Origin of the sequence: Kosakonia oryzendophytica (genome assembly GCF_900094925.1) — a bacterium.
Lineage (GTDB): Bacteria > Pseudomonadota > Gammaproteobacteria > Enterobacterales > Enterobacteriaceae > Kosakonia > Kosakonia oryzendophytica.
In genome coordinates this window covers 1-18579 of record NZ_FMAY01000001.1, presented here as the reverse complement: position 1 = coordinate 18579, position 18579 = coordinate 1, and the positions used below count along the sequence as shown (strand labels likewise).

At 54.0% G+C, this 18579-nt stretch carries 23 protein-coding genes; 4 read left to right on the top strand and 19 right to left on the bottom strand.

The features are described from left to right. Nucleotides 1–259 precede the first annotated feature (259 nt). The 13 genes from fliR to fliF all read right to left on the bottom strand — a co-directional run bounded on the left by fliR (nucleotide 260) and on the right by fliF (nucleotide 10949). The gene (gene fliR / locus GA0061071_RS00115) at nucleotides 260–1057 is read right to left on the bottom strand and encodes a flagellar biosynthetic protein FliR (RefSeq protein ID WP_061494281.1); all 798 of its coding nucleotides are present in this window, start codon (nucleotides 1055–1057) and stop codon (nucleotides 260–262) included. Nucleotides 1058–1065: 8 nt separating this feature from the next. Continuing rightward, nucleotides 1066–1335 carry a flagellar biosynthesis protein FliQ gene (gene fliQ / locus GA0061071_RS00110; RefSeq protein ID WP_061494282.1) on the bottom strand — a complete coding sequence of 90 codons (270 nt, stop codon included), beginning with the start codon at nucleotides 1333–1335 and terminating at the stop codon, nucleotides 1066–1068. A gap of 9 nt (nucleotides 1336–1344) precedes the next feature. Further along, nucleotides 1345–2082 carry a flagellar type III secretion system pore protein FliP gene (gene fliP, locus GA0061071_RS00105; RefSeq protein WP_088237976.1) on the bottom strand — a complete coding sequence of 246 codons (738 nt, stop codon included), beginning with the start codon at nucleotides 2080–2082 and terminating at the stop codon, nucleotides 1345–1347. Then, entirely contained in the window at nucleotides 2082–2456 is a 375-nt protein-coding gene (gene fliO / locus GA0061071_RS00100; protein WP_061494284.1) for a flagellar biosynthetic protein FliO, read from the bottom strand. Before fliO ends, fliP begins: the two co-directional genes overlap by 1 nt. 7 nt (nucleotides 2457–2463) lie before the next feature. Beyond that, nucleotides 2464–2883, bottom strand: coding sequence for a flagellar motor switch protein FliN (gene fliN / locus GA0061071_RS00095; RefSeq protein WP_061494285.1), 420 nt, complete (start codon nucleotides 2881–2883; stop codon nucleotides 2464–2466). Next, nucleotides 2880–3884: a flagellar motor switch protein FliM gene (fliM, locus tag GA0061071_RS00090; protein ID WP_061494286.1), complete on the bottom strand. Its 1005-nt coding sequence runs from the start codon at nucleotides 3882–3884 to the stop codon at nucleotides 2880–2882. The genes fliN and fliM overlap by 4 nt, the downstream gene beginning before the upstream one ends. A gap of 4 nt (nucleotides 3885–3888) precedes the next feature. Next, entirely contained in the window at nucleotides 3889–4359 is a 471-nt protein-coding gene (fliL, locus tag GA0061071_RS00085; protein ID WP_061494287.1) for a flagellar basal body-associated protein FliL, read from the bottom strand. A gap of 103 nt (nucleotides 4360–4462) precedes the next feature. Next, nucleotides 4463–5728, bottom strand: coding sequence for a flagellar hook length control protein FliK (gene fliK / locus GA0061071_RS00080; protein WP_088237975.1), 1266 nt, complete (start codon nucleotides 5726–5728; stop codon nucleotides 4463–4465). Continuing rightward, nucleotides 5725–6168, bottom strand: coding sequence for a flagellar export protein FliJ (gene fliJ, locus GA0061071_RS00075; protein WP_061494289.1), 444 nt, complete (start codon nucleotides 6166–6168; stop codon nucleotides 5725–5727). The genes fliK and fliJ overlap by 4 nt, the downstream gene beginning before the upstream one ends. Before the next feature lie 19 nt (nucleotides 6169–6187). Beyond that, on the bottom strand, nucleotides 6188–7558 hold the full coding sequence (gene fliI / locus GA0061071_RS00070) for a flagellar protein export ATPase FliI (protein ID WP_061494290.1): 1371 nt from the start codon (nucleotides 7556–7558) through the stop codon (nucleotides 6188–6190). Beyond that, entirely contained in the window at nucleotides 7558–8265 is a 708-nt protein-coding gene (fliH, locus tag GA0061071_RS00065) for a flagellar assembly protein FliH (protein ID WP_061494291.1), read from the bottom strand. Before fliH ends, fliI begins: the two co-directional genes overlap by 1 nt. Next, nucleotides 8258–9256 (bottom strand): flagellar motor switch protein FliG, encoded by a 999-nt coding sequence (gene fliG / locus GA0061071_RS00060; RefSeq protein ID WP_061494292.1) that lies wholly within the window; start codon nucleotides 9254–9256, stop codon nucleotides 8258–8260. Before fliG ends, fliH begins: the two co-directional genes overlap by 8 nt. Then, the gene (gene fliF, locus GA0061071_RS00055) at nucleotides 9246–10949 is read right to left on the bottom strand and encodes a flagellar basal-body MS-ring/collar protein FliF (RefSeq protein ID WP_061494293.1); all 1704 of its coding nucleotides are present in this window, start codon (nucleotides 10947–10949) and stop codon (nucleotides 9246–9248) included. The genes fliG and fliF overlap by 11 nt, the downstream gene beginning before the upstream one ends. 226 nt (nucleotides 10950–11175) lie before the next feature. Between fliF and fliE the strand changes: the two genes are divergently transcribed. Both fliE and GA0061071_RS00045 read left to right on the top strand, forming a co-directional pair. Next, entirely contained in the window at nucleotides 11176–11487 is a 312-nt protein-coding gene (fliE, locus tag GA0061071_RS00050) for a flagellar hook-basal body complex protein FliE (RefSeq protein ID WP_061494294.1), read from the top strand. A gap of 191 nt (nucleotides 11488–11678) precedes the next feature. After that, a complete protein-coding gene (locus GA0061071_RS00045; protein ID WP_061494295.1) occupies nucleotides 11679–12074 on the top strand; it encodes a VOC family protein in 396 nt (131 codons plus the stop codon). Nucleotides 12075–12145: 71 nt separating this feature from the next. Here the strand turns inward: GA0061071_RS00045 and yedF are convergent, their stop codons facing one another. Both yedF and yedE read right to left on the bottom strand, forming a co-directional pair. Beyond that, a complete protein-coding gene (yedF, locus tag GA0061071_RS00040; protein WP_061494296.1) occupies nucleotides 12146–12376 on the bottom strand; it encodes a sulfurtransferase-like selenium metabolism protein YedF in 231 nt (76 codons plus the stop codon). After that, nucleotides 12373–13578, bottom strand: a complete 1206-nt coding sequence (gene yedE / locus GA0061071_RS00035; RefSeq protein ID WP_088237974.1) for a selenium metabolism membrane protein YedE/FdhT — start codon at nucleotides 13576–13578, stop codon at nucleotides 12373–12375. Before yedE ends, yedF begins: the two co-directional genes overlap by 4 nt. A gap of 196 nt (nucleotides 13579–13774) precedes the next feature. Here yedE and yedD point away from each other — a divergent pair, with 196 nt between their 5' ends. Further along, entirely contained in the window at nucleotides 13775–14185 is a 411-nt protein-coding gene (gene yedD, locus GA0061071_RS00030) for a lipoprotein YedD (protein ID WP_061494298.1), read from the top strand. A 37-nt stretch (nucleotides 14186–14222) separates the two neighbouring features. Here the strand turns inward: yedD and amyA are convergent, their stop codons facing one another. The 4 genes from amyA to fliD form a co-directional block, all read right to left on the bottom strand. Continuing rightward, on the bottom strand, nucleotides 14223–15710 hold the full coding sequence (amyA, locus tag GA0061071_RS00025; RefSeq protein ID WP_088237973.1) for an alpha-amylase: 1488 nt from the start codon (nucleotides 15708–15710) through the stop codon (nucleotides 14223–14225). 201 nt (nucleotides 15711–15911) lie between these two features. Then, nucleotides 15912–16271: a flagella biosynthesis regulatory protein FliT gene (fliT, locus tag GA0061071_RS00020; protein ID WP_061494300.1), complete on the bottom strand. Its 360-nt coding sequence runs from the start codon at nucleotides 16269–16271 to the stop codon at nucleotides 15912–15914. Next, nucleotides 16271–16681 (bottom strand): flagellar export chaperone FliS, encoded by a 411-nt coding sequence (gene fliS, locus GA0061071_RS00015; RefSeq protein ID WP_061494301.1) that lies wholly within the window; start codon nucleotides 16679–16681, stop codon nucleotides 16271–16273. Before fliS ends, fliT begins: the two co-directional genes overlap by 1 nt. A 21-nt stretch (nucleotides 16682–16702) precedes the next feature. Then, nucleotides 16703–18124 carry a flagellar filament capping protein FliD gene (gene fliD / locus GA0061071_RS00010; RefSeq protein ID WP_061494302.1) on the bottom strand — a complete coding sequence of 474 codons (1422 nt, stop codon included), beginning with the start codon at nucleotides 18122–18124 and terminating at the stop codon, nucleotides 16703–16705. 243 nt (nucleotides 18125–18367) lie between these two features. Between fliD and GA0061071_RS00005 the strand changes: the two genes are divergently transcribed. After that, the coding region (locus GA0061071_RS00005; RefSeq protein WP_476737402.1) for a flagellin N-terminal helical domain-containing protein at nucleotides 18368–18579 on the top strand (212 nt) is incomplete at its 3' end.

Genomic DNA, 18579 nt, shown 5'->3' with positions numbered 1-18579 from the left:
ATGCGTAACGATAATTCACCACCGCCGGAAGCTTCAGAAGCCATACAGGAAAAACTGATATTACTGAAGTGCGACACGAAACTTCAGGCGAACCCACTATCCCGTAAAGTTACGTATAATTTGCCAGGAATCATCTTAAAGTAAAGTAAATGTTGCGTTCTGTGAGACCGTTAAAAACAAATAAGCCGCGCCAGTTATATCCTGGAAGATGTTTTGCAAATTTAACTTTAGGATTATCCTCAAAAAGGCAATGCTAACGTCATGGTTTTGTATTTTGAGGCAGTTCACTCACGATATCAGCTAACAGATTGAAAATCTCGCTGAATAATCGTTCGCAGAAGGGGGCGACCAGCGGCATCATCGCTGCCATCAGTAAAATCCCAACGCTAAGCGTAATGGGAAAACCGATGACAAACACCGATAGCTGTGGCGCCATGCGATTCAACAGGCCAAGGGAGAGGTTAATGGTCAGCAGTAAGGTAATGATGGGTAAGGCCAGCATCAGTCCATTGACGAAAATGAGTCCCGCCGAGCGCGTCAAGGCCAGAAACGCATTACCACTTACCGGGTCGCCGCCAATCGGGAGTGTGTGGAAGGTATCGACCAGCATTGAGATCAGCCACAGATGGCCATTGAAGGTCAGGAACAGCAACAGCGCCAGCATGTCCAGAATACGCGCCAGCACTGGCATGTTCAGGTGGCTGGTGGGATCGACAAAGGTGGCGAAAGAGAGGCCCATTTGCAGGCCGATAAGTTCACCCGCAGTGCGGATAGCGGCAAAGGCGAATTGCATGGTAAAACCGAGCGCAATGCCTATCAGCATTTGCTGCATCGCCACCCACAGCCCTTCGACAGAAAAGATAGGCACATTCGGCACGGCCGGGAGCGTCGGAGCAATCACGACGGTAATCACTATCCCCAAACCCAGCTTTACGCGGCGAGGAATGCGCGATTCGCTGAGGATAGGTGCGCTCATTATCAGCGCCAGCACACGCATCAACGGCCAGAAATACATATTAAGCCATTGCAGCCACTGATCGCTGGTGATGTTCAGCATAAGCGGGATTACCCGATGATATAGGGAATGTTATTGAACAGACCGCGCATATAATCGAGCAGCAAATTCAGCATCCACGGCCCGGCAACCACAATCGCCACAAACACAGCGATGATTTTCGGGATAAAGGAGAGCGTCATTTCGTTGATTTGCGTCGCCGCCTGCAAAATACTGATCACAAGCCCGGTAACCAGGGCGACCAGCAGCAGGGGGGCAGCAAGAGCGAGTGCAACTTTCATCGCCTCGGTGCCCATCATCATGACCGATTCAGGTGTCATGCTTCACTCCTAACTGTAAAAACTCTGCGCCAGCGAACCGACCAGCAGTTGCCAGCCATCTACCAGCACAAACAACATCAGTTTGAACGGTAGGGCAATGGTTGCTGGTGGCACCATCATCATCCCCAGCGCCATTAGCACACTGGCGATCACGAGGTCGATAATCAGGAACGGAATGAAAATGGTAAAACCGATCTGGAAGGCGGTTTTCAGCTCGCTGGTCACATAGGCGGGCAGCAAGATGCGCATCGGTACGGCTTCCGGACCTTCAATCGGCGGCGTATTAGCAAGCCGGGCGAACAGAGCCAGATCGGCCTGGCGCGTCTGGCGCAGCATAAATTCACGCAGAGGTTGCGCGCCACGTTCCAGCGCCACATCCACAGAAATTTTGTTTTCACTGAACGGCTGATAGGCGTCGGTGTAAATCTTGTCGATCACCGGCGACATAATGAAAAAAGTCAAAAACAACGCCAGGCCGAGCAGCACCTGGTTGGGCGGTGCTGAAGGCGTCCCCAGCGCATTTCGCAGCAGGCCAAAGACGATGATGATGCGGGTAAAGCTGGTCATCATCAGCAAAACGGCAGGCAGGAAGGTGAGGGAGGTAATGAATACCAGCGTCTGCACCGGCAGCGACCAGCTCTGGCCTCCGTTTGCCAGCGGTTGGCTGACCAGACCGGGGATTTGAGCAAATGCGGCTGGCGCAAACACAAACAGCCCGGCCAGCGCAAAGGATAACAAACGGCGCATCAGGATCTCCCGGAACGCTTAAGCAAATTCTTCATCACAGACTGAAAGTCCGCATTTTTCTCGTTCACGACTTCACTTTCGGCAGGCGCGGGAGGAAGCTTGTGCAACAGATTGATTTGGGTTGGGGTGACGCCCAGTACCAGGCGTGCGTCTTCAACATCGACAATCACCACGCGTTCGCGCGGACCGACGGTTGTACTGGCGCTGACTTTCAACCCCCGGGTACCAGCGGTTCGACCACCAAAACCCAGCCGTTTCGCCAGCCACGCGGCAATCAGGATCACGGCAATGATGCCGAACAGTGCGCCACTGACTTGCAGCAGTGGCGAACCGGGAACGGCGGAAGGTTGGCTAACCGTGGCCTGTGTTCTCATATGTGCCTCAACGGCTCAGACGGCGCATACGCTCGGAAGGCGTGATGATATCGGTGATACGCACGCCATATTTATCGGCAACGACCACCACCTCACCCTGCGCAATCAGATAACCGTTAATCAGAATATCCAGCGGTTCACCCGCCAGTCCGTCCAGCGCAACCACGGAACCCTGCGTCAGACGCAGCAGCTCTTTAATCGTCATCCGGGTACGGCCCAGTTCAACGGTCAGTTTGACCGGGATATCCATAATCAGGTCGATATCCTGGAGATTGCCGCCAACATCACCACCACCGAGCTGCTGGAACACAGCGTCAGCTGCGCTCTTACCGCCCGTCGTCGTGGTTTTTTGTTCGTTCAACGCGTCAGCCCACAGATCGTCCAGTGCTCCGCTGTTCTCATCGGACGGATTGTTCATATCACTCATTTGGGCTGTTCCTCATTCAGCGAATTCAAAATCGGGTTTATCAAATGCTCTACGCGTAACGCATATTGTCCGTTGACTGTGCCGTACTGGCTGGTAAGCACCGGTACACCGTCCACATGAGCGATAATGCGATCGGGTTTATCAATCGGCAGTACATCACCGGGTTTGAGCTTAAGTATCTGCGACAGACGCAGGGGAATATCCGCAAAATTAGCGATCAAAGTCAGCTCTGAATGCTGCACCTGGCGGACCAGGTTATCACGCCAGTTCTGGTCTTCGCTGCGGGAGTTTTCCAGCGGCGGGTTAACCAGCATTTCACGCAGCGGTTCAATCATGCTGAACGGCAGACAGATATTGAATTCACCCGTCAGGTTACCGATTTCCACATGGAACGGGGTGTTAACAACGATGTCGTTTGGCGATGTGGTAATGTTCGTAAACTTAACCTGCATCTCAGAACGCACGTATTCCACGTCCAGCGGGTTAATCGCTTTCCACGCGTCACTGTAGGCCTCAAGCGCCAGTTTCAGCATACGGTTGATCACGCGCTGTTCAGTGTGCGTGAATTCACGACCTTCCACTTTGGTTGGAAAACGCCCGTCGCCACCGAACAGGTTATCCACGGCGATAAATACCAGGCTTGGCGAGAACACAAACAAGCCGGTACCGCGCAGCGGTTTCAGGTGGATCAGGTTAAGGTTGGTCGGAACCGGCAAGTTACGCGCAAATTCATGGTAGGGCTGAATGCGGATCGCGCCGACGGTAATATCCGGGCTACGACGCAGCAAGTTAAACAGACCCATACGGAACTGACGCGCGAAACGTTCGTTGATGATCTCCAGTGCCTGCAGACGTTCACGTACCACGCGACGCTGCGTATTCGGGTCATAGGGGCGAATTTCATTGTCGCCCGCCATACCCGGTTGCGGATCATCACTCTTATCGCTGTCTCCGTTGAGCAGCGCATCGATTTCGGCCTGAGAAAGAATACTATCGCCCATGTTATTACCGCAAAATGAAAGCTGTATAAAGGACGTCAGTGACTTCCTGCTTCGGTTGTCCTTGCACTAACGGCGTTGCGAGTGTTTCTTTAATCGCAGTGGCGAGTTTCTGTTTACCCTCATCGGTGGCGAGCTGTGTGGCGTCCTGACGTGAGAACAGCAACAGCAAACGGCTGCGCACTTCCGGCAGGTATTCGCTCAGTCGGGCACGCGTTGCGTCATCCTTCAGACGCAGCGTAATACCGACATACAGCACACGATCGGCATCACCCAGATTCACAGTAAAGGTGTCCAGCGCGAAGAAGACCGGTGCCGGCGGCGGCGGAGGTGGCTCCGCTTTGGCGCTGGCCGCAGGTTTCTGCTGCATATGCCAATAACTATAGCCAGCGATGGCGCATGCTGCGAGGGTGATTAACACCAGCAGCGGGATCCAGATATTGCGCTTGCGTTTTTTGTTAATAGCGGAGTCAGTCATCTGTTACGAGCTTCCTGTTAATACTGCCTATGAGCTGATTATCCCGTGTCTTGCTTCCGCCAAAGCGCGGAAAAGACGGGGATAATCATGCTACCTCGGACGTTTAGGCAAAGATGTCGACAGCGCCGTTACCGCGAGCAGCGGACTGCAGGCTTGCAGGAGTGACTAACGCTTCATCATCATCGCTGCCAAACAGGTTGCCGGATCCTGAACGTGATGCCTGCTGTTGCTGAGAAGAGTGTTGCTGCTGGCCTGCAAAGCTCTCGCTGCTGATATTGCTTTGACCCAGCTGGATGCCACTTTCTGCAAGCGAGGTGCGCAGCACCGGCAGCGCAGCTTCCAGCGCCTGGCGAACGTGGCTATGCGCTGAAACCATTTGCAATTGCGCCTGGTTGTCTTCCAGCTTGATGGAAATTTGCACCTGACCCAACTCTTCCGGGTGTAAGCGCAGTTCCGCACTCTGCTGGCCCTGGCGGGTGAACAGCGTGACGTGCTGGCTCAGGTTCTGCTGCCACTCATGGCTACCCAGCGGCGCACTGATAACCGGTGCGGCTACCGGGGTGCTGGCCTGCGCTGCGCTGGTGGTCGTGGTGAGCGGCGCAATGCTTGCGGTGGTATTGGTGGTTTGCTGCACGGCATTATCCGTTTCTTTGCGTGATGCCAGTGCGGCCGCAAAGGTAGTGGATTGCTGTGAATCATCGGTAACCTGAAGCGTGCTGGCAGTAGCGTCATGCGTGCCTTTCGCGGTGGTACGCGGCAGATCGGCGCCCGTGTCGGTAGTCAATGGGTTGGTGTTCAGCGCGCGGTTTGCCGCCGCCCCCACATCGATTGCGCTGGTGGCGGTGCTGGTCGTGGTAACCGGCTGTGTCGCGGTCATTTGCTGCGTCTGCTGGTGTGGCAGCATGGCCATCAGCGCGCTGAGGTTAGCGAGATCTTCGTCGCTTAAGTCGGTTTTCTCATCGGCCGCTTTTGCCGTTTTCGTCAGCGCAGCCAGCACATCCGTTTGGGCGGAAGGGGTCAAGCCGGAGAGCAGGTTCTGCATATCGGCATTGCTTTCAGCGGCCGTTTTGGCATCCATTTTCACGCTTTGGCGCGCCAGCATATCGGCCAGTTTTTGTGCCGGGGTTTGCGCCGCTTCACCGGATGCGGCGGCCAGCTTACCTTTCGCCAGCTTGCCTCTTAACGCGGCCGCTTGCAGGTCGGCGAGAGTAAGGGGGGCATCGCCCTCTTGCCCTTGCGCGCCAGCGCCGGACATTGCACCAGTAAGCAGGGCGAGGAAGTCCTGAGCGGCATCACCGCCAGCCTTGCCTGTTTGCGTGCCAGTGGTGGCATCGGATTCTGTAACTAGCAGTTTTTGCAAGGTGATCATTCTGTTTTCCTCAGGGACGCTCGCTGTGCAAACTCATCCATTTTCTTCTGATCGAGACGGTTTTCCGCCAGTAACGCTGCGGCACTTTGCCTGTCCTGCAATGTTTGCCAGGCTTGCAGACGTTGCTTTTTCTCCCGCCAGCAACCCAGCGCGACATCGACTTTCTGGGTCCACTGCGCCAATTGATGGCGGTGTTGCTCGATAGCTTTTTCCAGCGTCTGAATAAACTGCTGATAGTTTTGCCAACGCTGGTTATCAATGCCCTGGCTCATATCGTTATTCAGACTGCTACGATACTCATGCTGATAGTCGATCAGCATTTTTAATTGTTCTTCTGCTTGCTGGCAGCCCCGACGCATCTCACCAAGCCGCAGCGCCGCGTCTTCAACTTCTTTCTCTGCCAAATCTTTAAGCGTCGTCAATGCGCTATTTTGCGTCATGAAGTCAGCCTCCACTACATTATGCTGTCGGGAAGATTAGCTCTAGTGCCTGCATCGAATCTTCCCACCCGGCACGCTCGAAAATACCTTGTTGCAAGAAAGCTTCAAGTTGCGGCCACAATGCGATGGCTTTATCCAGCATGGGGTCGCTACCTCGCGCATAAGCGCCAACGCTAACCAGATCGCGGTTACGCTGGAAACTCGATAGCAACTGTTTGAAATTACGAACTCTTGCGTAATGTTTTTCAGTAATCAATGCTGTCATCGCACGACTGATAGACGCTTCGATATCGATTGCCGGGTAGTGTCCTGCTTCCGCCAGACGGCGTGACAAAACGATATGTCCATCGAGGATCGCGCGCGCTGAGTCAGCAATAGGATCCTGTTGGTCATCCCCTTCTGTAAGAACAGTATAGAACGCGGTGATGGAACCCCCACCGTGAATACCGTTGCCTGCACGTTCCACCAACGCCGGTAATTTGGCGAAGACAGACGGTGGATAACCTTTGGTAGCTGGCGGTTCGCCGATAGCCAGTGCGATTTCACGCTGCGCCATGGCATAACGCGTCAGAGAATCCATAATCAGCAGCACATGCTGACCGCGATCGCGGAAATCTTCAGCTATGCGCGTAGCATACGCAGCGCCCTGCATACGCAACAAAGGAGAGACATCCGCAGGTGCGGCGATAACCACCGAACGCGCGCGACCTTCTGCGCCGAGGATGTTCTCGATAAAATCTTTTACTTCGCGGCCACGTTCGCCAATCAACCCGACAACAATCACATCTGCCTGGGTATAACGGGCCATCATGCCTAACAATACGCTCTTACCGACGCCGGAACCGGCGAACAGGCCCATACGCTGCCCACGTCCTACGGTTAACAGCGCATTGATGGCGCGTACCCCGGTATCCAGTACATGCTCGATTGCGGTACGTTGCAGCGGGTTAAACGGCTGCGTGATCAGCGCCCCGGTTTCGCCGGTATCCGGCGATGGCAGTCCGTCCAGCGGTTTGCCACCGCCATCCAGAACGCGGCCGAGTAGGGCCGGGCCGAGCGGCAGCTGTTTGCCGCTGTGTAAATTGTCGCCCATCACACTACGCGCATAGACGCGAGCGCCAGGCAAAATGCCTTCCACTTCTTCGAGTGGCATCAGGAACAGGCGTTGACCATTGAAGCCAACCACTTCGCTTTCGACTTCGCACATCTCCTGTCCGTCCTGACGCTCGATGATACAGGTCGCCCCCAGCGGCAATTGCAGCCCGGTGGCTTCGAGCACCAGGCCAGTCGCACGGGTCAGTCGACCATAACGGCGTACAGACGGCAGTTGCGCCATCTTCACTTCAAAGTTATCCAGCGTGGTCAGCCAGCGGGTCAAACGCGCGGTCATCAAACAACTCCTGGCGCCGCCAGACGGCACAGTTCCTGCCAGCGTGTCGCCACGCTGGCGTCGAGATCGCCTTCATCGGCGGAGACTTTGCAACCGCCCGGATGCAGCGTCGGATCGCCGCGCAGACGCCAGCCGTGCAGGCTGAGCGTCGCGCCGAGCATCTCTTCGACGCGCTGCAAATCATCCGGATGAACACGCAGTTGCGGCTTGCCGCTAAACAACGGTTCTTGCTGCAATAACAGTTGGATCTGTTTAATCAGTGCGCTGTTATCCACAATCGGTACCTGGCCGAGCACCTGGCGCGCGGCTTCCAGCGCCATCTGCATCAGACGGGAGGCGATAACGCTGTCCAGCGCATCCAGCGTATACTGAAACTCGCTGACCAGTTGCTGCATACGCGCATGCAACGGGGCTTGTTGCTGGCGGGCCTGATTCAGACCCTGCTCCTGTCCTTGTGCCAGACCTTCCTGATAGCCCACGTCATAACCTGCCTTACGGCCTTCCGCCAGACCGGCGTTATAGCCAGCCTCGTGCGCTTGCATCTGGATTTGCGCCAGTTGCTGCTGCTGTTTCTGTTCTGCAGATAACGCGTCTTCTTCCTCATCGATCATCGGCTCGTCCTGCGTCAGCAGGGGAGCGAACTCGGCGGCGAGAGGAAGCGCCAGGTCATCCGGCTTCCAGATCTTCCACGGCATTTCGTTAGACATAGGTATCCTCGCCGCTGCCAATTACCATCTCGCCGGTTTCCGCCAGACGACGAACAATAAGCAGGATGGCTTTCTGCTCGTTCTCCACCTGAGACAGACGAACCGGGCCACGGTTGGCAAGGTCGTCGCGCAGGATATCTGCCGCACGTTGCGACATGTTGCGCAGGAATTTGTCGCGCAATGGTGGTTCGGCGCCTTTGAGGGCGACCAACAAGGATTCGGAGTCCACTTCCTGCAGAAGACGCTGGATGCTGCGGTCGTCCACGTCCACCAGGTTTTCGAACAGGAACATCTCGTCGATAATTTTCTGCGCCAGTTCGCCGTCGAACTCGCGAACAGCAGTAATAACGGCTTCTTCCTGCTGCGTTTTCATCAGGTTGATGATTTCCGCCGCTGTTCTCACGCCGCCCATTTTGCTGCGTTTGAGGTTGGTGCCGTCGAGCAGGTTGTTCAATACTTCGGTCAGTTCCGCCAGTGCAGCAGGCTGTACGCCGCCGAAAGTGGCGATACGCAGCATCACGTCGTGACGCATACGCTCATCGAACAGTGCAAGGATATCCGCCGCCTGAGCACGTTTGAGGTGCACCAAAATGGTGGCGATAATCTGCGGATGCTCGTCGCGAATAAGGTCTGCGGCGCTCTGCGGCTCCATAAAGTTGAGCGTTTCGATGCCGCTGGTGGTATCGCGGGTTTCGAGAATGTCTTCCAGCAGGCTGGATGCACGTTCTTCGCCAAGGGCTTTCACCAGTACGGTGCGCAGGTAGTCGTTGGCGTTGATGTTCAGCGCCGCGAATTGTTCCGCTTCCGTTTCAAACTCCTGCAACACATCCATCAGCTGTTTGTTGGAAATCTGACGCACGCTGGCCATCGCGGTACTCAGGTGCTGAACCTCCCGGGCGGAGAGGTGTTTGAACACCTCGGCCGCACGGTCTTCACCAATGGTCATCAGCAAGATGACGCTTTTGTCCGTTCCGGTAAGATTATTGCTCATGTTCGTTATTCATCCACTGGCGAATGACCAGCGCCACGACGCGCGGATCGTTGTCTGACATTTCGCGGATACGCTGGCTCATCACCTCGGCGTTCAGGCGCTGGTTAGTACGACGCTGTTGCTGCTGCTCGTCCTTGCTGAGACGGACCTCCACCGATTCTTCGAGCTCTGCGCGAGCCTGAGCGGCTTCCTGAATCGCTTTCGCTTCTTCCTGACGGCGTATCAGTTGCGGACGCACCGCTTTACGCCACAGGATAAACGCGACAATCAGAACCAGCAGCCAGCGACCTGCAGACATCAGCTGATCGATAAACGCTTGTTGCTGCCAGAAGGGGAGTTGACCACCCACATCGTCTTTCGCGTTAAACGGCGAGTTGACCACGTTCAGGGTGTCACCGCGTTTTTCGCTGTAGCCCATTGCTTCACGGGTCAAATCTTCAATCTGTTTCAGCTGATCGGCTGTCAACGCGGCGGTTTTGCCATCTGCCAGCGTACGGTAGTTTACCACCACGGCCACGGACAGACGTTGCACATCACCCACGTTCATTTTGGTGTGGCGAATCGTGCGGTCTACTTCATAGTTCGACGTTTCGTTGTGTGTCGAATTACGCGGACCGGTCGCAGTGCTGGCGGTAGATGTCGTCTGACCTTGCTGATTCTGTTGGTTCTGTTGGTTCTGTTGATTTTGCTGATTGGCCGGCGGCGTAGAGATCGGCGCAGTATTCGCCGGTGCTGGCTGGTTAGACAGTGCGCCAGGAACGCCGCCAGGATTCTGGCCACCAATCTGTTCGCTGCTGTTGACCTGACGTGAACGCAGCACCGCTTGTGAAGGGTCGCCGTTCGGGCTGTATTGCTCTTCGGTTTGTTCTTTGTTCGAAAAATCAAGCTGCGCGGTAACCTGTGCATGCACATTGCTGTTACCCACGATAGGACCCAGAATCGCTTCGATGCGGCGTTGAATACGACCTTCAACGTCGGCGGTATATTTCAATTGAGCATCGTTCAGGTCACGACCTGCAGTACCGGCTTGCGTCAGCAAACGGCCGCTCTGGTCAACCACGGTTACGTTGCCCGGCGGCAAGCCTGCTACGGCACTGGAGACCAGGTGCACCATGGCGCTGATCTGACCATCGTCCAGGGCGCGGCCTGGCTCAAGGTTAACGGTGACAGAGGCTGACGGTGATTTCTGTTCACGCACGAACAGCGACGGTTTTGGCATGGCCAGATGTACGCGGGCACCTTTTACCGGACCCAGCGTTTCAATAGTACGGGCCAGTTCACCTTCCAGAGCGCGTTGGTAGTTGACCTGCTCGCTAAACTGGCTGATGCCGAATTTTTCCTGATCCAACAGTTCGAAACCGACCGCGCCACCTTTCGGCAGACCTTGCTGGGCGAGACGCAGACGCAACTCGTGGACTTTATCCGCCGGAACTTCAATAGCACCACCGGCATCAGCAAACCGGTAAGGAACGTTCATTTGTGTTAACTGGGTAACAATAGCGCCGCCGTCCTGATCGGACAGGTTGCTATAAAGCGTGCGATAGTCCGGGCTTTTTGCCCACAGAACCATTGCAACGATGATGGCAACGGCTGCAGCGCCGGCCACCATTAATGGAACTTTGGGGTTCGCGCGCAAGCGGTTGATCCACTCAAGAGATTTATTCTGCGGTGCAGTTGTAGCAGTTGCACTCATTGCACACCTCGTAACTCTGGGCGGATATTGTTATTTGAGTTGAGAAACAAAACAGGCTCCCGGGTCGGCAAACTCGACAATTGTCCATTTACATGGCAATGCCATTATTTGATGAATCCGAATTTTCTATGCCCCAAATAACCTGGTTTTTTATCGCTATTTACCGCAATTATCTCATTGACAAGCTGTTAACCTTGTCGAGTATCAAACCATCCGGGGAAAAACCATGGCTATACAGGGCATTGAAAGCGTCGTCAGTCAGTTGCAGGCCACTGCGGGGATTGCGCGCAATCAGAGCGTGGAAAGCGAACCGACAATCAGTTTCGCCGGTCAACTGCATGCCGCGCTGGATCGCATCAGCGACACGCAAAACGCAGCCCGCACGCAGGCGGAAAAGTTCACTCTCGGCGAGCCGGGCGTGGCGCTGAATGACGTGATGACCGATTTGCAAAAATCCTCTATCTCATTGCAGATGGGGATTCAGGTGCGTAACAAACTGGTTTCGGCATACCAGGACGTGATGAACATGCAGATCTAGTCGAACCGCGTTTCAAAGAGGGAGGATAATTTGCAGGTTATCCTCCTTTTCCTCGCTTTATCCCTCTTTTCGGTGCTTAACACTATGCGCCGCTCCCACGCTTTGTGCATGAGCACGGATGATCACATCGGTTTTCCGCCGGGCGGCTAAAGTCCGTCATCACAACACCTGTGAACGACGAGGAGTGTCTGATGACTTTTACGCATATGCGCATCGCTAAACCCGTGACGGATCTTGAACTGACTTGCCGCATGTATTGCGACGGTCTTGGGTTACAGAAAATCGCCGCTTTCCATGACCATGACGGGTTCAGTGGCGTAATGGTGGGGGATCCTGCATTGCCCTGGCACATCGAATTTACCCATTGCCACGCGCATGCGGTGCAGCCTGCCCACACGGCTGAAGATTTACTGGTGCTCTATTATCCGGATACGCAGGAAGCGGGCGTTCGCTGCGAGATGATGATGAAAGCCGGATTTTGCGAGGTTAAATCCTTTAATCCTTACTGGGCCGTGCAGGGTAAAACCTTCGCAGACAGAGACGGTTACCGTGTTGTGATTCAGAATAGAGACTGGTCTTCAACCTGACGTTTTCGTGACCGGAGGCGGTAGACGCCGGGATTCTCGCCCCCTCCGGGTCCGGAGAGGGCGGGTACGGGTTACTTCTGGATCAGATAACGAATAGTGGGGCCATCCTGCTGAATGTCCAGTACGGTATACCCGTGGTTACGAGCATCAAGAGGAATGTTATTAATCGACTGCGGGCAGTCGCTCACCACTTCCAGTATTTCACCTTTTTTCAACTGCGGCATGGCTTCCAGCGTGGCCACAGCCGGGTAAGGGCAGGGTTCACCGGTCATATCCAGACGGTAATCAGGCACGATGTTCATGCAGCCTCCTTCGCAGGGGTAACCGCTTTAGTGCGGAAAAAGTGTTTTTCCCAGCCAATCACCAGCAGCAACGCCGCCAGCAGCAGCAGGTAAGTCACCAGTAGTCCGCCGAGCGGGCCAAACGTATTGAGTAAATTGATTTTATCCCACTGGGTTGCCAGCGCAGGGGAGATGTCATCCCAGAACCAGGCGAGGATTGTTGAGCCTATCACGTTGCCCAGCCCTACCCACCAGTAGTGCACCTGCCCCTCAACAGCGCGATACATCCAGCCGGTTTCACAGCCGCCCGCCAGCACGATGCCGAAACCGAACAGTAACCCGCCGATCACGGCGTTAGGCCCGGCCCACATGATTTTGGCTTCCACGCCAAGTTGCACGTAACTAAAGATACCGATGGCGCTTGCCGCCATGCCGAAGATAATCGCTTTGGTCATCATGGTACGCCCGGTGATCCACATATCGCGGAACGCCGATGTAAAGCAGATTTGTGCGCGCTCAATCAGTAACCCAAAACCGACGCCGAACAGCATAGCCAGTCCAAGTTTAGGCTGGTTCATGGCGGTGAGGAGCGCCCAGCCGAGCATTCCCGCGAACACAAGCATGCCGAGGCGGAAGCGACGCTGCGCCTGAGCCGGTTTTTGCGTTAACGGCGATGCGGCGGAGACTTTTTGTATTTTTACCGGAATGCGGAACAGCGGCAGCAGAGTAACGCGTGCACCAAACCATGAGCCGATGGCCGTCGCCACAGCGAAAAACCAGGCGTGCAGGGAAAACTGTGGAATACCGGTGAAAAACGCCGCGAGGTTACAGCCCATCGCCAGACGTGCGCCGAAACCGGCAATCATCCCACCGATGATCGCCTGCGCAATGCGGATCCGGCTGTGCGGGAAACGTAACTTAACGTTATTGGCCCAAAGTGCGGCGGCAAAACAGCCGCCAAACATACCGATGATCATCATCCCGTCGATACGCGTCAGCGGCGTGCCGTCCAGATGGATCAATTTGAAATAGCCCCATGTTTCCGTGTGCACGCCCGCCAGTTGCAGCAGTTGCCCACCCCAACGGGTAAATTCGCCGGTAACGGCCCAGAATGTGCCGGTAAGACCAAAATAGTAAGTGGAGAGAATACCGGCGGCGATAACGGCCGGGACAGGAGACCAGAATTTAATTAAAAACCGATCCTTAAACTGTTGCCAGGACATAGTAAAAACCTCTGAACTCAGAAGGAGTGTGTGGATAGTCTTGCGAAAAGAGTCGGATGATACACGGGCTGCGCAAAATCTGATGCGAAATAATGTGAAAACCTGGTGCAGATCAAACTTGTTACCCGTGGGGAAAGGGTGGCGACGATAACGCTTTAATGCCACAATATTTTTTTCTTCGCGAGCAGGGCAAAAGATGAAAAAGCGAGTGATCCTCGGTGCGGTAATGCTGCTAAGCGGCTGCATGCAGGTGGAAAATTATCAGGCGGTGGTCAAACAACCCGCGCCTGCTGGATTGGCGGGCTACTGGCAGTCGGTGGGGCCGCAAAGCAAACTGGTTAGCCCGGAGGCGATGGCCAGTCTGATTATTACGCCCGGTGGCGATACACTGGATTGCCGCCAGTGGCAGCGAGTGATTGCCGTCCCGGGTAAATTGATGCGCAATGACGACAAACTGTACAACGTGACGCAGAATCGTGACATCTACCGTCTTGAACACGATGGTGCGTTGTTGGAGGTCGATGGCATGACGCTGAAGAAAGTGGATAAACTCACCGTGGAGTGTGAGAAGGCGCGTGCTGATGCCGGGCTAAGTCTCGCCCACTAAGTTTACTGGCCGGGTGACACGCTCACCCGGCACAGCGTCAGAGCACATCCTCGATTATCCACACGCTGACGCTGCCGCCATTGCAGGTAAACACCCCGGCGCCGCTCTCATCGGTCGTCACCCATTCGTCGCGGTTGCCCAGAAAGTCACGCCAGGTTTTATGGCCATAATTCTCGCCCAGCGTCATGTGCTTTTCGCCATCATCACCGTTGGATAGTACCACCACGCAGCCGGGATCGTCGTCGGTGCCGCTGCGGCTGAAAGCAATACAGTTGGGGTGATCAAACCACAGCGTTTGTACCCCATGTGCAAAGCGCTGGCGGGCGAGAATCAACTGATCGAGTTGGTCGATAACCGGCATATCCACAGCGTACGTTTCTCCATCACCGCCAGTATCCTCGTAATGGGCACCATACAGGTCAGGGTAGAAGATCGAGGGCACGCCATTTTCCCTCAGCAGGATCAGGGCATAGGCCAGGGGTTTAAACCAGGCTTCCACCGGTGCTTCCAGTGCCTGCAACGGCTGTGTGTCATGGTTGGCGACCAGCGTCACCGCATGAAAGGGGTCAGCTTCAACCAGGGTGCCGGTAAAAATCTGGCTCATGTCATAATCGCGCCCCAGTTTCGACGCTTCATGAAATTTCATATGCAGTGGGGCATCAAACAGCATGGTTTTACCGTCGACCTGATCGATATATTGCTGTAGCTTTCCTACCTCGTGTGACCAGTATTCCGCAACGATGAACAACGGCTTTGGCGCAACTTCCTGCACATGTTCGATCCACTCTTTGTAGAACCAGGCGGGAATATGTTTTACCGCGTCCAGGCGAAAGCCATCGCATCCGGTTTGATCCATTACCCAACGCGCCCAGTACTTGATCTCTTCGGTTACGGCATGGTTGCGAAAATCAATATTTTCACCCATCAGATAGTCGAAATTGCCCATTTCGTCGTCCACTTGATCGTTCCAGCCCTCGCCGGTGTAATCGTTGACGATTTTGAACACCCCGTCCTCATCCGGATTTTCAATATGGTCGATACCGCTGAAGCATTTGAAATCCCAGATAAATTGCGAGTATTGCCCGGCGCGAGTCGGAAAGGTATAGCGTGTCCAGGCCTCACATTCGATGATTTCATCATCAATCTGTGTGCGATCCTGCGCATTAACCCGCTGAACACGAATGGCTTCTTTTTCGTCAGCCCCCATTTTGTGGTTGACCACCACATCCAACAGCACAGCGATATTGTTCTCTTTCAATGCATTGATGGCGGCCAGTAGCTGTGTTTTATCACCGTATTTGGTGGCTACAGACCCTTTTTGGTCAAACTCGCCTAAGTCAAACAGGTCATAACTGTCGTAACCCACCGAGTAGCCGCCGGATGCACCTTTATACGCCGGGGGAAGCCAGACCATGTTAATGCCAATATCGTTAAAGCCCGCAGCGCGTTCGCGCAGTTCCGGCCAGAGTTTGCCGCCATCGGGGTAATACCAATGGAAGGTCTGTAACAGGGTGGGGTTTTTCATATTCGGTGCTCCAGAGTAAGACTCTGGAAGTATGGATGAGATTTTAAAAACAGAATGAGAAAGCGCATTTTTGCAAAACCGGGGAAGAGGGATGCGCAGGCAAAGCCAGGTGGTATTACGTGTCAAAAAAGAGGGGGAGGAGTGAACAAAACAAACCAGGCGGGTGATTGACGACAAACGTATCACCCGCCGGGATGAGAATTAAATCTCATTAGGGAAGAGTATGTTTCCAGAGAGACGTCCATATGTCGAATGCAGGTTATGTTGTCGGGATGTCTGTCCAACTAATGTCCGTAATTCGTCCATCCGTTGGTTCAACAGGAGTTTCAGCACGACTTCATTATCCAGAATTTGCTGGAGCAGGGGGCGAATTTGCGCCTGCATCTGAGGCGCAATTTCACTGGCATCCTGGAATTGAGTCAATTGTTCTACAGCTTTGACATAGCCTATCTCGTGCTCAATGAGTTCATCCCAACGCCCTTCCTTCGCGAGGCTAAGCATGGTACGGCTGACGACCAACAGCTGCTGATAGTGGTGGAGCAACCCGAAATTTGCTTCCATTAGTAAGTGTCCCGCGCGGATTGATTATTGGGGCCAATCTCTTTCCAGGCATCAGCGATGTTGTTCAGCAACGTTGAAACTTCATCAATGGCTGAGATGTCATTGTGGAGGTTTGCCTGTAAAAGACGTCTTGTCATATAGTCATAAAGACTATCCAGGTTTGCGGAAAGCTCGCCACCAACTTCGTGGTCAAGCCCGGCCCGCAAGCCGTTGGTAATGATATTAATAGCCTTTGAAAGCGCCTGTCCTTTACCGGGAATATCTCCCTGCTCAATCAGGATCGCGGCCTTTTTCATGGCGCTTAACGCACCATCAAAAAGTAATACCACGAGTTGATGTGGGCTGGCGCTCAGAACGGCGCTTTCCACGCCGACCTGTGCATAAGCCTGAGTTCCCGATTTCGTATACATGTCAAACCTCAACTAACTGGTTTATGCGTTCATTGCGTTAAATTGCTGAGTCAAATAGTTCCCGGTGGATGTCAGGGACGAGACCAAAGTACTTAAGCTGGTGAACTGCGTTTTATAACGCGCCATCGTCGCTGTAATCTGCTCATTTGTGCGATCGTACTGATCGGACAGACGCTTCAGCGTCTTGTTGATGCCATCAGTCGCGTTCTGCACAGAGCCGGAAGTACCTAAAAAGTCTGCCAACAGGTTACTGGCCTGGGTTGCAAAACCGGTGGTTTTACCGTCCCCGGACAGGAAACTGATCACATCCGCCGATTTTTCATTCAGCGCCTTGTCAAGCTTGGTGCTATCTACGGTCAGTTTGCCGGAAGTATCCTGCGTAATTCCCAGTTGCGACAGTATAGAAACACTGCTGCCGGTTGCGCTCTGACTTGCGGACAATACTGAACGCAGGCGCGTCTGAATATTACGCAGTGTACCATCGCCTAATAAGTCGCCGTTTGACGTGCTCTGGGCGTCGCTACCTTTATCCACCGCTGTATATTTGGTCTGGTTAGCGATAGTCGTTTGCAGCGAGTTATACGCATCCACATAAGCCTGAATGGCTGCGGCCATCGGCGCATTGTCTTTTGTTACCGACAGCGTTTCCGGGGAGCCGGCGGTTGTCAGTTTGTTCAACGTCAACGTTACGCCTTCTGGCGCATCGGTGATCGTGTTGCTGCTACGGGTGATTTCAATCCCGTTAATCTTCACTTTCGCATCCGCAGCGGCGACCTGTTGGGTCATCTTGTTGCTGGTGCTGCTGGGGTTTGTAGAATCGTAGCTAATGTACTGCGCCAGTTGCGCATCATCAGTAGTGATGGTCATCTGGTTTTTGGTGCCGCTATCACGCGATGTCAGCGCCAGGTAGTAGCTGCTGTCATCCGCTTTAATGACGCTTGCGGTGACGCTGCCTTGCTGTTTGTTAATCGCATCGCGAATATCAGCAAGACTGGTTTTATCACTCGTCAGCGTCACCGTCATCGGGTTGGTTTGACCCGGCTGCGTAATGGTGATAGTGCGCGAGCTCATGCTGCTGTCACCTAAATCAGTATCTTTGCTGGTGACTTTCGGGCTCAGCAAAGACTGTGACGCAGCCAGTGACGTTACGTCGATAGAATAGGTACCCGCTGCGGCGGTATTCGCCAGCGTGGCGGTAAACGCTGTGTTGGTACTTGATACCTTAGTTGCTGCGATATTCGACGTATTTTTCAACGCGTTAGCAGCAGTCTGCAGCTTCGTCAGCGACGTTTGCACCACGCCCCATGCTGTCAGCTTTGCTTTATACGAAGTCTGTTGAGTAGTAATTGGTTTAAGCTTGGTCTCTTCCGCTGTTTGCAAGTTAGCGTACAGCGTATTGAGATCCAGGCTGGTGCCTGCGCCGAGCGAACTAATACTTGACATATCTTCATCCTTCCAGTTTTGGACAATCACTGAGGGGATTATCGGCAGCGACTGCGAAAAGATTAGAGGGTTTTTTAAAAAACAATGGCGGAATAAAGCCAGATAATAGCGGGCTCTTTTCCGCTTTAAAAAAGTGATGTTTTTTCCTAAAGGTTACCAGCAAGCTGTCGATAATCTGGGTGACGGTGAGAAAACCGTAGGCAGATGCCTGAATCTGATAACTTTTTTTGAAGGAATTACATCATGGCTGTTATTAATACTAACACCCTGTCGCTGATGACTCAGAACAACCTGACCAAATCTCAGTCTTCTCTGGGAACGGCGATTGAGCGCCTGTCTTCTGGTCTGCGTATCAACAGCGCTAAAGATGACGCAGCGGGTCAGGCGATCGCTAACCGCTTTACTTCTAACATCAACGGTCTGACCGTTGCTGCGCGTAACGCGAACGACGGTAT